The organism is Limnobacter sp. UBA3528 (assembly GCF_002377005.1).
Lineage (GTDB): Bacteria > Pseudomonadota > Gammaproteobacteria > Burkholderiales > Burkholderiaceae_B > Limnobacter.
In genome coordinates, this window is record NZ_DFOZ01000019.1 from 161,366 (window position 1) to 174,068 (window position 12,703).

Sequence of the window (12,703 nt, forward strand, 5' to 3'; positions counted from 1 at the left end):
GTCATGAAAAAATCATTGCGGCAAACTGCCTTAGCCTATCGAAATGAGCTGCAGCCCGAAGAAATCAAAGCGTTGAGCCAAGAGATTTCGGCGTCCCTGTCAACTCTACTCCAAACATTCCAGCCTTGCACTGTAGGTCTGTTCTATCCCACACGTCGCGAGCCGAATGTACTGGAGATCATGAATAATTTGGCACTCAAAGGCTTTCACTGGGCTTTGCCTGTATGTTGTGAGTCGCCAACAGGTGCGTTTTTGAAGTTTGCGCAGTTTGCGCCCAACGACGAATTGGAACCCGGACGATACGATATTCCAGTTCCAAAATTCAAGTCGTGGGTTCAGCCCGATGTGTTACTGATTCCTTGTCTAGCTTTTCACCGGGAGGGGGCCCGTCTCGGATATGGTGCGGGTTGGTACGATCGCACCTTGAGTCAAATGCCCGAGAAGCCAGTCACCGTGGGCGTGGCCTACGCATTGACTGAATTTCAAGACAATTTTTCCGAACAACACGATGAGCTGCTCGATTACGTATTGACTGAGCGAGAGCTGATCTTCTCTCACTCAGGCACTTCTTAATAACCGATTTGATCCAGAATCGCCAAGGTTGGCTGCGCATTGTTCATGGTGTAGAAGTGCAATCCGGGTGCTCCTTCTCGAATAAGTTGTTCGCACAGATTCGATACAACTTCCAATCCAAATGCGCGAATCGATTCGCGATCATCTCCGAAATGTTGCAAGCGATTGCGCATCCAACGTGGAATTTCTGCACCACATGCATCTGAAAAACGAGCAAGCTGACTGAAATTGGTCACAGGCATAATACCTGGAATCAATGGAATTGAAATTCGGTGTTGAACCTGATCCCGGAAGTACAAAAAGGCATCCAAGTTGAAAAAGTATTGGGTAATTGCAGAGTTCGCGCCGCAGTTCACTTTGTGAACAAAAGCGTCTACGTCGGCCGCCGGGCTTTTCGCTTGGGGATGTGTTTCTGGATAAGCAGCCACCTCAATGAAAAAGTGATCGCCAGTTTCCCGACGAATGAACTCGACCAACTCGCTGGCATATCGAAATGAGCCTGTCTCAAGCATGCCAGAAGGCAAATCGCCACGAAGCGCAACAATGCGCTTAATTCCGTGTTCTTTGTACTGCTTTAGCAATGCGGCTACCTTTTCTTTGGAAGATCCAACGCATGACAAATGCGGTGCTGCTTCCTCACCAGCCGCCTTGATTTCAAGCACAGTGGACAGCGTTCCGTCTTGGGTTGTCCCGCCGGCCCCAAATGTCACGGAAAAAAACTCTGGCTTTCTTTCGGACAGTTTTTCACGCGTGGCGCGCAACTTCTCTGCACCTTCGTCTGTTTTCGCGGGGAAAAACTCAAAGCTGATATTCATCATGGTGTATTCATTCACAGAGTTAGTGGTTGGTCGCAACATCGATACTTTTCGTCGCGTACACAAAATATTCCTGATTGCCGTCGCCACCTTTCAACTCGCACTGGAAAAAATCTTTCACAGTCAAGTCGAGTTGGGCGCAGCAAGTCTTTATATCGTTCTCTAGTTGTTCGATCAGGTCATCGAGATTTTTCACCAAACCATTTTTACCGATGTTTTCCGGCCCAACTTCAAATTGAGGTTTAACCAGAAACAAACCTTCACACGTTGCAGGCATCAGCTTTGCAATATTGGGCAACACCTTGCGCAGAGAGATGAAGCTCAAATCCGCCACCGCCAGGTCAAATGGCATGAATTCTGGTTTCAGCGCGGCAATGTCCTTTTCGAGATCACCTGCATTGACTTTGTACAGATTGATCCCCTCCAGGGCCATCACAGCATGGTGTCCTCTCAAACGAGGGTGTAACTGTTCCCGCCCAACGTCAATACCCACGACACTCGATGCACCTTTCTGAAGTAGGCAGTCAGTGAAGCCGCCAGTGGATTGTCCCAAGTCGATGCAGCGCTTTGCTTTGACCTCAATCTGGGTGTGTTCAAGTGCATGATGCAACTTCAATCCACCACGGGATACAAAACTGGGTGCATCGCAGTCAATCAATTCAAGAGTCATGAATGGCTCTATCTGCTGCGATGCTTTTTTTACAACAACAGGTGCCTGAACTACACCGTTGCGCACTTGCACTTTTCCTTGTTCGATCAATATTTGTGCCTGCGCCCGTGAGGGACACAGGCCTTTTTCAACCAAGGCAAGGTCAGCGCGCAAAGGTAGCTCTTTCCCTGATTAATAGCGGTAGTGGTCTGGCTTGTAAGGGCCGTCTTGCTTCACGCCAATGTAGCTTGCTTGCGATGGGCTCAGCTCTGTCAGCTGGGCGCCAATTTTCATCAGGTGCAGGCGGGCCACTTTTTCGTCCAGGTGCTTGGGCAACACATACACACCCACTGGATACTTCTCGTTTTGCGTCCACAGCTCGATTTGTGCAATGGTTTGATTGGCAAAGCTGGAGGACATCACGAACGAGGGGTGACCAGTGCCGCAGCCCAGGTTCACCAAGCGGCCTTCGGCCAACATGATGATGCGCTTGCCGTCCGGGAAAATAATGTGATCAACCTGTGGCTTGATGTTCTCCCACTGGTACTTTTTCACGCTGGCAATGTCAATTTCGTTGTCGAAGTGACCAATATTACAAACAATCGCCTGGTCCTTCATCTTCACCATGTGGTCATGGGTAATGATGTCTTTGTTGCCTGTGGCGGTCACGAAAATGTCAGCTTTGTCGGCTGCGTAATCCATGGTCACCACGCGGTAGCCTTCCATGGCCGCCTGCAATGCACAAATTGGGTCAATTTCAGTAACCCAAACTTGGGCTGACAGGGCGCGCAATGCTTGTGCAGAGCCCTTGCCCACATCGCCGTAACCGGCAACAACAGCCACTTTACCGGCGATCATTACGTCTGTAGCACGCTTGATACCGTCAACCAGCGATTCACGGCAGCCATACAGATTGTCGAATTTCGACTTGGTTACTGAATCGTTCACGTTGATTGCAGGGAAGGCCAATTCGCCCTTCTTGTGCATTTCATACAAGCGATGAACACCAGTTGTAGTTTCTTCAGTCACGCCCTTGATCTCTTTCAGGCGTGTTGAATACCAGGTTGGGTCTGTTTTCAGCGTTTTCTTGATTGACTCGAACAGGCAAATTTCTTCTTCGCTGCCAGGGTTGTTCAGTACGCTGATGTCTTTTTCTGCCTTGGTACCCAAGTGCAGCAACATGGTCGCATCGCCACCATCGTCCAGAATCATGTTGGAATAACCACCGTCTGCCCATTCGAAAATGCGGTGTGTGAAATTCCAGTAATCAGTCAGTGATTCGCCCTTGAACGCAAACACAGGAATACCAGCGGCTGCGATTGCTGCGGCTGCATGGTCTTGTGTTGAATAAATGTTGCAAGAGGCCCAACGCACTTCTGCGCCCAGTGCTGCTAGGGTTTCAATCAGCACCGCTGTTTGAATGGTCATGTGCAGTGAACCGGTAATGCGGGCGCCTTTCAAAGGCTGGGATGCAGCAAATTCCTTGCGAATGGCCATCAAGCCAGGCATTTCGGTTTCTGCAATTGCGATTTCTTTGCGGCCAAAGTCGGCCAGGTTGATGTCGGCTACGAAGAAGTCGTTTTCGCCGGTAGCGGTGATTGGTTTTGCAATGGCGTTCATCACGCCCTCCTTTTTAAAGTTCATAAAGAAAGAAGCGTGAGCGCCGTTGTTTATTTCTTGTTCGAGCCTAGCACCCCAAAAAAGCATGGGTGTGTCGCAACGCTCCTCGAACGGCACAAATTGTAACAGGGTTAGCACAGGAAGGCCAAGCGGTATTCAGCCAACCCTTCCTGTAGAACGTCCGTTTAATCAGATACCTGCTGCAGCCTTCAAAGCCTCTGCCTTGTCAGTACGTTCCCAGCTAAATTCGGGTTCTTCGCGACCAAAGTGTCCGTACGCTGCCGTTTTTGCATAAATCGGGCGCAGCAAATCCAGCATTTGTACAATACCCTTGGGGCGCAGGTCGAAGTGAGCGCTCACCAATTCGGTAATTGCACTGTCTTCAATTTTTCCGGTGCCGAAGGTGTTCACCATAATTGAAGTAGGGCGTGCCACGCCGATCGCGTAGCTCACCTGGACCAGACACTTCTCAGCCAAGCCCGCTGCAACAATGTTCTTGGCTACGTAACGCCCAGCATACGCAGCGGAGCGGTCTACCTTGGAAGGGTCCTTGCCCGAGAATGCGCCTCCGCCGTGTGGTGCAGCACCGCCATACGTGTCCACAATAATCTTGCGGCCTGTCAAACCACAGTCACCCTGTGGACCGCCAATCACAAAGCGCCCGGTTGGGTTCACCAAAAAGTTGATGTTTCCTTTCACCAGTTCTTTAGGTAACACAGGCTTGATCACCTCTTCAATCACCGCCTCGCGCAATGTCGCCAACTCGATGTCTGGCGAATGCTGGGTTGAAAGCACCACGGTATCGATACAGAAAGGCTTTCCATCCACATATTTGATCGTGACCTGGGATTTCGCATCAGGGCGTAGCCAAGACAAGCGCCCGTCCTTGCGAAGCAGGCTCTGACGTTGAACCAGCTGGTGTGAAAGGCTAATGGCCAGTGGCATCAATTCGCGGGTTTCATTCACCGCGTAACCAAACATCAAACCCTGGTCGCCGGCACCTTGATCCAAATCGTTGTCGTGCGCCTTGTCTACACCTTGCGCAATGTCCGGGCTTTGGCGGTCGTAGCACACCATCACCGCACAGCTTTTGTAATCAATACCGAAATCGCCGTTGTCGTAGCCAATGTTCTTCAGTGTCTCGCGCGCGACGTCGATGTAGTTTACTTGGGCAGTGGTCGTGATTTCACCGGCCATCACCACCAGACCAGTGTTGGTCAGTGTTTCGGCAGCTACACGTGCTGTAGGGTCTTGTTCGAGAATCGCGTCTAAAACCGCGTCAGAAATTTGGTCGGCAACCTTATCCGGATGGCCTTCCGACACGGACTCAGAGGTAAAGAAAAATTCGTTAGACATCAAAAAGCTCCAATAAAACAAGGGGTTATTACTGCCGCCATGTTCAATTGAAGCCCGGCGACGCTTTAGCAGATTTGTTTTAGTTCGCCCCGCAAGTTGTCATTTAACTCAGCGAACTTAAGAAATATACAACATTTGGGGACGAAGGCAAAGCGCGTACTGGTTACAATCTGCCCCATGATCAAAAATTTGTTTAAAGCGTTGTCAGTTTTTCCTTTGCCTGTCCTGCACGCACTTGGTGCGTGGTTGGGGTGGTCGGTATATGGTTTGTCGGCCAGCTACCGTCGCAAAATTGAAATTCACTCCAAAATTGCTTTTCCACATAACGAATCAGCGCGTCTCGGTGCTGTGAAGGGCTCCGTCAAGCATGCTGGAATGGCGCTACTGGAGCTCCCTTTTCTGTGGGGTTTATCTACGCAGCAGGGCGCAGCGAGATGTACTGATATAACCGGCTGGGACGTTGTTCAAAGGGCTCAAGCAAAAGGGAAAGGCATTATTTTTTTGACTCCGCACATGGGGAGTTTTGAGTCAACCGCCCAAATTTTTTCAACCCGTGCACCCATCACTGTGTTGTATCGCCCAAATCGCAAGGCGGAACTTCAAGATATTATCGAAGACAGCCGTGCGCGCGACAACGTCGCTCTGGCTCCCACCACGCTTGGGGGTGTGAAAATCCTTCTCAAGGCGCTGAAAAGAGGGGAGGCAGTCGGCATGTTGCCTGACCAGGTTCCCGCTCAGGGGGAGGGGGTTTGGGCTCCCATGTTTGGTCAGCCCGCATACACCATGACTTTGCCTGGCCGACTCCACCATGCGACTGGCGCATCAATTGTTTTGGCCATTGGTTACAGGAAGCCGGGCGGACAAGGTTTTTGCCTCGAGTTGTATCAAGGCCCCGAGTCGCTCAGTGAGGATCCTGTCGAGGCCGCCGCACAAGTCAATGCGGCTATGGAAAAGCTGATTTTGATGCATCCTGAGCAGTATTATTGGGGCTATGAACGTTACAAACCTCCCAAAGGCCAACAGGGCCAGCAAGGGCAATCGTGACTCAATTTTTGATCTCAATCTGGTTTGCACTTGCGCGGCTACCATTTTCTGCCTACAGGCTGATTTCCTCGTCAATCTCGATGTTGTTGGCTATGCTCTTGTTCGCCTTGGCTCGTGAACGCCGAACCGTGGCACTCACTAATCTTGCTCTGTGTTTTCCTGACGCGGCGCAGCTACAGCGCATCCGTTGGGCCGTGGCTCACATTTACCTTTACTTACGCACCTTTCTGGACCGGGCTTGGTTGTGGGCAGGCAATGAAAAAGTAGTACGTGATCGGGTGCTAATTGAAAACCCGGAAGCTTTGAGCGTTCTTGATTCGACATCGCCAACCATTTTTCTGGCTCCACATTTTTTGGGACTCGATGCAGCATGGAGTCGCCTGTGCCTTGAAATCGATATGGTTACCATGTATTCAAACCAGAAGAATCCGGTGTTGAATTCGCTGATATTGGAAGGACGTTCCAAGTTTGGAGATCAATTGCTGTTGTCTCGCCAACAGGGTGTGCGTCCATTGCTGGCCGCCATGAAAAAAGGGCGTCCTTTGTACTATCTGCCCGATATGGATTTCGGTGAGCGCGACTCTGTGTTTGTTAACTTTTTTGGCGTGAAAGCCGCTACTGTTACGGCGGTGGCTCGGCTGTCCAAGTTGCTTCAGGCGCAGGTCGTGCCGGTCACGACCAAATATAGCAATGGGCGTTACAGCATTCATATTCATGAACCCTTGCCTAACTTTCCATTGGACGATGACACTCAATCCACGCAAGTTATGAATCATCACATTGAGTCTTGGGTGAAAGACAACATTCCGCAATACTTGTGGTTGCACAAGCGGTTCAAAACCCGCCCGGCTGGCGAGTCCAGAATATACTGACACCTGAATCAAATACATCACGGTCTTTGACAAAGCGACGATGGCAAATTCGAACATACTCAAGTTCACCAAAATGCACGGTGCGGGCAACGATTTCGTTGTGCTGGATAACTGTGCGAATCAAATAGATCTCAGCCCCGGGTTGATCAAGCGCCTTGCCGACCGTCATTTTGGTGTTGGCGCTGATCAGGTGCTTGTTGTCGAGTCCTCCGAGCTTGCCGATTTCAAGTACCGAATCTTCAATGCAGATGGACAAGAGGTTCAGCAGTGTGGGAACGGAGCGCGATGTTTTGCACAGTACGTGTTTGACAAAGGGCTGACGGATAAAAATCAAATCACTGTGGAAACCCTCGCTGGCATCATCCAGCCCGAATTGATCAAACACAATTGGGTCAAAGTGAATATGGGGCCGGCCGAGCTTAATCCTGAAAAGGTGCCATTCATTGCAGAGGGCCTTGCCAGTCGAAAGGCGGGGGGCTTGATTCAGTACAGACTGCCAGTTGACTTGGGTCCTGATTTGGAAGAATTGTGGGTCGGAGTCGCTTCCATGGGCAATCCTCATGTCGTTATTCTTCTGGATCAACCAGCCTCCAATGATTTAGTTCAGCGCTTAGGCGCCACACTTGAGTCTCACCCCCGTTTTCCCGAAAGGGTTAATGTGGGTTTTCTTCATATCGTCGACCGCAGTCGTGTTCATCTTCGTGTCTATGAGCGCGGGGTGGGTGAAACCCTCGCCTGTGGAACCGGAGCCTGCGCGGCTGCCGTAGTTGGCATGAAAATGGGGCTCATTGCCGAGCGGGTAGATGTTGTTAAAGCCGGCGGAACCCTCACCATTGAATGGAGTGGTCAGCAGGACAGTGATGTCTTGATGACAGGCCCAGCACAAACTGTTTTTGAAGGAGAGTTTTACTTATGACTGACGAGGCCATTCAGGTTGCCGATTTTCTGAAAGCACACCCTGATTTTTTAATCAAGAATCCGGGTATTCTCGCTTTTATCAAATTGCCTGAGCAAAGCACCGGGAACGTCGCATCGCTGCATGAGCGTCAAGTTCAAACCATGCGTGAAAAGGTTAAATCTCTCGAACACCGCGTGGTCGAAATGACGCACGCAGCTGTTGAGAATCAAGCGATTATTGATAACCTACAATCGATTACCCGCACTTTGCTTACAGTCAAAAACTCTGCAGACTTGCCCACAGTGTTGGTTGATGCAATCAAGAAAAAATTTGTAGTTCCCATGGTTCGTTTGCAACTTTGGAGTGAGGACAACTCTGCCGCTAGCAACTCTGATAAAACGCTCATCGATGGCATGAAAAGTCTTTACTGTGGATTTTCCGAGAATGCGCCAACACTCTCGGTTTTTCAAGGCGAAGAGGTTGCCCCGCGCTCAGTGGTATTGATTCCTTTGCGTATTGGTGCCAGTCCTGTGACCTTCGGCTGTCTGGGGTTTGGTTCACCTGACAAAGACCGCTTCTCGCCAACTTTGGAAACCGATTTTTTGAACACTCTGGCTGAAACCGCATGCGCCGCGCTGAGCAGACTCCAGAACACTCAATCCTGATCCAGCGATATCTGGATTTTCTGCGCCTTGAGCGGCGTTACAGCGATCACTCCGTAAAAGCTGCTCAGCGTGACTTGTCATTGATCGACACGCCCCCAGGGCAGCAGGTTACCACCACAGCACTTAAGTCGATCCTTGCACAGCGTCACGCAGCCGGAGCTGCACCTGCGAGTCTGGCCCGTTTGGCCTCAAGCTGGCGCGGATTTTTCAAGTATTTACTGAATAACGGTATTGTCGAAGTTGACCCCACTTTGGGGCTGAAAACCCCCAAATTGACAAGGTCTCTGCCCAAAGCGGTAGGGGTTGACCCCTTGGCTGCCCTGCTCGCCAAACCACTTCCGCAAGAGTTTCGTTTCGCCCAAGCTCATGTTCTAATTGAATTACTCTATTGCACCGGGCTGCGAATCAGTGAAGCGTTAACGCTTCAGGCTGAAGCCTTGAATGGATCAACAGAATTGAGAGTTGTCGGCAAGGGTAACAAGGCTCGCATTGTGCCTGTGGTCGACGCACTGCAAGCCCGCCTCAGAGAGTTCGTTGAGCCCCGTCAGATCCATCTTCTCAAACTAGGAAAAGGGCAGGAAGCCTCTTTGTTCGTATCGGCCAAAGGGCTGGCGTTAACTGCCAGACAAGCTCAACGAGATATTGCAGACCATGCTGCCAAGTGCGGTTTGGGGCAACATTTGCATCCCCATATGTTACGTCACTCGTTTGGAAGTCATTTGTTGCAGGGCACTCAAAACTTGCGAGCCGTTCAGGAATTGCTCGGGCATGCGTCCATTGCATCCACGCAGGTCTACACTGCACTTGACTTTGACCATCTTTCAAGTGTTTATGACAACGCCTTTCCGCGTGCCAAGTGAAGGTTTCTGCTTTTACAGCGCCGAGAGCAAGCGTATTGCTGCCACACCCATAGTCTCATTGCCTTGGCGTGTTGTGTCCTTGGCAATCAGTCGGCTCAGCATTCTTGAGGTGTTGTGGGTAGGGTCATTTGCACTGAATTTTTCTCGTGCCTGAATCATCGATTCAATCACGTAATCGGCGTCACTCCCTGCATTTTCCTTGGCGTAAAGAATGGCCACTGTGTCGGCAAACAGTTCTTGTTTGTAAACCATTTCTGGTTTTGAACCAAAACTCCCCGTATTTTGAATCCCTCGGAACTCGTCTTCATTCACCTCGTAGTTGGCCACGAAAGAGCGGCTCTCTCTAAAACAGTGCCCCATTTCGTGCGCCACAGATGCTGCAATAATTTGTGGCCAATGCGAGCGATTGTTTTCGTTCAAGAATCTCCCCCACTGCGCCCATGCTGTCTCATTCGTGTTCACGATGACTACGCATTTTCCATTGGCATAAGCCAAAGCACCGAGCGGCGTTGGTTCAGGTCGTTCAGTCACGATCAAGGAGGGTTTGGTTCGCATTTCCGCCTCCAGTTCCGTCATGACTTCCCTGGCAATCTGTTCAACTTGGTGTGCAGGCAATTGAGTCAGGTTAATTGAGCCAAAACCTAAACCTAGAGAGAGAAGAAATGACAGCATGGCTAAATCCAAGCGTTGAACTTGAATTCAGTTTCTGCCTTTCAATGGGATTTCTTTTTAGTGAAAAAAGCCTTATAAATCAGGCTTTTCTCTCAAAGTAGGAGTCTGCAAACTGCACCATGTAAGAACTTCCTTTACAAGTTCTTTTCCGTTGAGAATCCAAGATTGCCATCGCAACGCATGGTCGTGTAATTCAGGCAGATGTGGCAAAAGTGCAGTCCATGCATCTCCAAAATCAATTTCCAGGTCAATTCCATTCCACGCCAACCAGCAGTTCCAGAGCGCCAGTCTGCAATCTGTACCAAGCCCGCTGGCGTATAGGTCGTAAAAACAGGCAAGTTTATCTAGGTGCGCGTCGTCTTTGGTCGGGTAAATTTGCCAAACAAATGGTTTGCCGGCCAGTTGAGCTCTCACAAATGAGTCTTCTCCCCTCACAAACAACACATCATATTGCGCCAATAACTCATCAAATTCACTTTGAGCAACGAAGGGAACAAGGCTTGCGCAATCCTCCCGTTCTGGTGGTAAAACATTCCCGGCCAATCCAATTTTTATCGCGTACTCCGTAGAGTTCATTGAGTTGCAGGCATCAATCAGCTTTCGAATAGGCGCGGTCGGATAGGCGAAAACGAAAACATTGAGACCTGTATTGCTTGTCGATTGCCGTTTTCCAGCCAAACGAGTCGGGTAGTCACAGTGAATCAGTCCACCTGTTTTGTCAGTAAAGCCAGGGTAAAAAAAAGTAGTGACATGACCGGTGCCAGGGTCTACTGAAGTACTTAAGTGAAAGTGCTCAATCCATTTTTCAGACGAAAGGTAATCAATCAGCAACCAAGGCGTGTGGGGGAACTGGCGTTTTAATATTAAATCGAAGCGTAATAGTGTTTGCTCGCTTGAGGTTCCGAATGGTTCCAGAATTAAGTCTAGGCTATGTCGCTTCTCGATTTCTAGGTCGGTTTTGTTGGCATCAACAAGCGTCAGATTGTCATTGTCCCTATACGGGTATAGCGCCTGAAAAGTGGCTGACTCATCGTGAAACAAATCGACATGATGACCTCTCGCAGCCAGTGCTTTCGCCAAGCGAAGCGAAAAGCCCGCATCGCCGAAATTATCGATTACCTTGCAAACAATCCCGATGTGCATAGAGTTTCAAGCCGGAAAATACAAAGGGCCCCAACGGGGCCCCAGCAAATCCACCGTGTTGTGGATCATTTACTTCACTCGGGCACGATATTCTGCAGTGCGTGTGTCAATTTCAATCTTGTCACCAATTTCAACGAACGCAGGCACCTGAATTTCAAAACTTGTAGGCTTGATTCGGGCTGCTTTCATGATTTTTCCTGACGTGTCACCACGCACGGCGGGCTCGGTGTATTCCACTTCGCGCACCAAGCTGGTTGGCAGTTCAACGGACAAGGCTTTGCCGTCATAGAAAACCACTTCGCATTCCATGCCGTCGTCCAGGTAATTCAGTGCGTCACCCATGTTTTCGGCTTCCACTTCGTACTGGTTGTATTCTGCATCCATGAAAACATACATGGGGTCTGCGAAATAGGAATAGGTCACTTCCTTGCGTTCCAGCACCAACAGTTCGAACTTCTCGTCCGCCTTGTATACGCTTTCCATGCCTGCACCAGTCAGCAGGTTTTTCATTTTCATTTTTACAACGGCGGCATTGCGGCCCGATTTGTTGTATTCGGTCTTCAAAACCACCATGGGGTCTTTGCCAACCATAACCACGTTGCCTAGGCGAACTTCTTGTGCTGTTTTCATGAGTTTGATGAGGATTTAAAATTCAAGCCCCGTATTGTACTCGAAGTGTTTGTTCACACAACACACTTTCGAGTTCGCACCGAGGGCCGGTTAAATGTTGAAAAATTACAATAAAGCCGTCCTATTCACACTGCTTTTGAGTTGCTCCGATTAAGGACCGGGCTCGGATCTATCTCTATATAGGAACCTGCCGCCAGGTCCGCCGGTAATTCGTATGGGCCCACCGAGCGGCGGTGTAGTCCATCAACATGATTGCCAACGGCGGCTACCATTCTTTTGACCTGGTGATACTTCCCGGTAGTAATACCCAATTCCAGCCTCCCGTCCGCTAGTAAGGTAGCTCTGCTGGCATAAATAATCTCAGGTTCGTCATCGAGGTCCACGCCCTCAAGCAATCGTTGTAATTGCAAGTCAGAGAATGGGCGCGCGCCAGTCACCTCATAAATCTTCTCTATTTCTTGTTTGGTGCCTACCTTGCCACTAATAAGCCGGTGAATAAACTGACCGTCATCAGAAAACAATAAAAGCCCCGTGGTGTCTACATCAAGTCGACCAGCGGCCTGCAGGCCGCGCTTTATATAGTGCTTGGGTAATAAATCAAATACAGAAGGGTTGTGGCTGGGCAGATGGGAAGTCTCATAGCCAGCGGGTTTGTGCATCAACACATATTTGTACTGGGTAATTTCAAAGCTTTTCCCGTCGATTAACAGGGTGTCCCCCAGAGAAATTTCATCTATTTCGGGGTCGATCTGAATTCCGTCGCGAAAAATCTCAGAATTCCAGAAAATATTTTCACATTCGCGGCGACTCCCAAGTCCTTGTGATTGCAGTATTTTTACGCTCGGTCTAACTTTCATGTAAAGATTCTTTGAGTTTATTTGCCAAAAGTGTTTGACAGTTGGAAAG

14 protein-coding genes and 1 riboswitch are annotated in these 12,703 nt (G+C 49.7%); of the genes, 6 read left to right on the forward strand and 8 right to left on the reverse strand.

Translation table 11 applies throughout. From position 1 onward, the window contains the following. Window positions 1-3: 3 nt before the first annotated feature. Complete coding sequence (locus tag B4N58_RS05740; protein ID WP_008252651.1) at window positions 4-573, forward strand: 5-formyltetrahydrofolate cyclo-ligase; 570 nt, start codon at window positions 4-6, stop codon at window positions 571-573. Here the strand turns inward: B4N58_RS05740 and metF are convergent. The 4 genes from metF to metK form a co-directional block, all read right to left on the reverse strand. Then, on the reverse strand, window positions 570-1,430 hold the full coding sequence (metF, locus tag B4N58_RS05745; RefSeq protein ID WP_008252649.1) for a methylenetetrahydrofolate reductase [NAD(P)H]: 861 nt from the start codon (window positions 1,428-1,430) through the stop codon (window positions 570-572). The genes B4N58_RS05740 and metF overlap by 4 nt on opposite strands. Continuing rightward, window positions 1,411-2,211, reverse strand: coding sequence for a TlyA family RNA methyltransferase (locus B4N58_RS05750; RefSeq protein WP_291746842.1), 801 nt, complete (start codon window positions 2,209-2,211; stop codon window positions 1,411-1,413). Before B4N58_RS05750 ends, metF begins: the two co-directional genes overlap by 20 nt. 18 nt (window positions 2,212-2,229) lie before the next feature. Next, entirely contained in the window at window positions 2,230-3,657 is a 1,428-nt protein-coding gene (gene ahcY / locus B4N58_RS05755; RefSeq protein ID WP_008252645.1) for an adenosylhomocysteinase, read from the reverse strand. Between the two features lie 31 nt (window positions 3,658-3,688). Then, a riboswitch (S-adenosyl-L-homocysteine riboswitch) is annotated at window positions 3,689-3,771 on the reverse strand. A 75-nt stretch (window positions 3,772-3,846) separates the two neighbouring features. Further along, window positions 3,847-5,013, reverse strand: a complete 1,167-nt coding sequence (gene metK, locus B4N58_RS05760) for a methionine adenosyltransferase (protein ID WP_008252643.1) — start codon at window positions 5,011-5,013, stop codon at window positions 3,847-3,849. Between the two features lie 177 nt (window positions 5,014-5,190). Here metK and B4N58_RS05765 point away from each other — a divergent pair, with 177 nt between their 5' ends. Genes B4N58_RS05765 through B4N58_RS05785 form a run of 5 tightly spaced genes read left to right on the forward strand, consistent with a single transcriptional unit; the run spans window position 5,191 to window position 9,352 of the window. Continuing rightward, window positions 5,191-6,057, forward strand: a complete 867-nt coding sequence (locus tag B4N58_RS05765; RefSeq protein WP_291746847.1) for a lysophospholipid acyltransferase family protein — start codon at window positions 5,191-5,193, stop codon at window positions 6,055-6,057. Continuing rightward, window positions 6,054-6,929, forward strand: a complete 876-nt coding sequence (locus B4N58_RS05770) for a lysophospholipid acyltransferase family protein (RefSeq protein ID WP_291746850.1) — start codon at window positions 6,054-6,056, stop codon at window positions 6,927-6,929. The genes B4N58_RS05765 and B4N58_RS05770 overlap by 4 nt, the downstream gene beginning before the upstream one ends. 40 nt (window positions 6,930-6,969) lie before the next feature. Then, window positions 6,970-7,845: a diaminopimelate epimerase gene (gene dapF / locus B4N58_RS05775; protein ID WP_291746853.1), complete on the forward strand. Its 876-nt coding sequence runs from the start codon at window positions 6,970-6,972 to the stop codon at window positions 7,843-7,845. After that, entirely contained in the window at window positions 7,842-8,492 is a 651-nt protein-coding gene (locus B4N58_RS05780) for a DUF484 family protein (protein WP_008252632.1), read from the forward strand. The genes dapF and B4N58_RS05780 overlap by 4 nt, the downstream gene beginning before the upstream one ends. Then, complete coding sequence (locus B4N58_RS05785) at window positions 8,453-9,352, forward strand: tyrosine-type recombinase/integrase (protein ID WP_291746856.1); 900 nt, start codon at window positions 8,453-8,455, stop codon at window positions 9,350-9,352. The genes B4N58_RS05780 and B4N58_RS05785 overlap by 40 nt, the downstream gene beginning before the upstream one ends. A 12-nt stretch (window positions 9,353-9,364) precedes the next feature. Here B4N58_RS05785 and B4N58_RS05790 read toward each other — a convergent pair whose 3' ends face one another. From B4N58_RS05790 to B4N58_RS05805, 4 genes are all read right to left on the reverse strand, one after another. After that, window positions 9,365-10,036, reverse strand: coding sequence for a hypothetical protein (locus B4N58_RS05790; RefSeq protein WP_291746859.1), 672 nt, complete (start codon window positions 10,034-10,036; stop codon window positions 9,365-9,367). A gap of 60 nt (window positions 10,037-10,096) precedes the next feature. After that, window positions 10,097-11,167: an elongation factor P maturation arginine rhamnosyltransferase EarP gene (gene earP / locus B4N58_RS05795; RefSeq protein ID WP_291746862.1), complete on the reverse strand. Its 1,071-nt coding sequence runs from the start codon at window positions 11,165-11,167 to the stop codon at window positions 10,097-10,099. Between the two features lie 69 nt (window positions 11,168-11,236). Further along, window positions 11,237-11,797, reverse strand: coding sequence for an elongation factor P (gene efp, locus B4N58_RS05800; RefSeq protein WP_008252626.1), 561 nt, complete (start codon window positions 11,795-11,797; stop codon window positions 11,237-11,239). Between the two features lie 125 nt (window positions 11,798-11,922). Then, window positions 11,923-12,703 (reverse strand): 16S rRNA pseudouridine(516) synthase (locus B4N58_RS05805; RefSeq protein WP_291746867.1); only part of this gene is annotated, 781 nt, incomplete at its 5' end.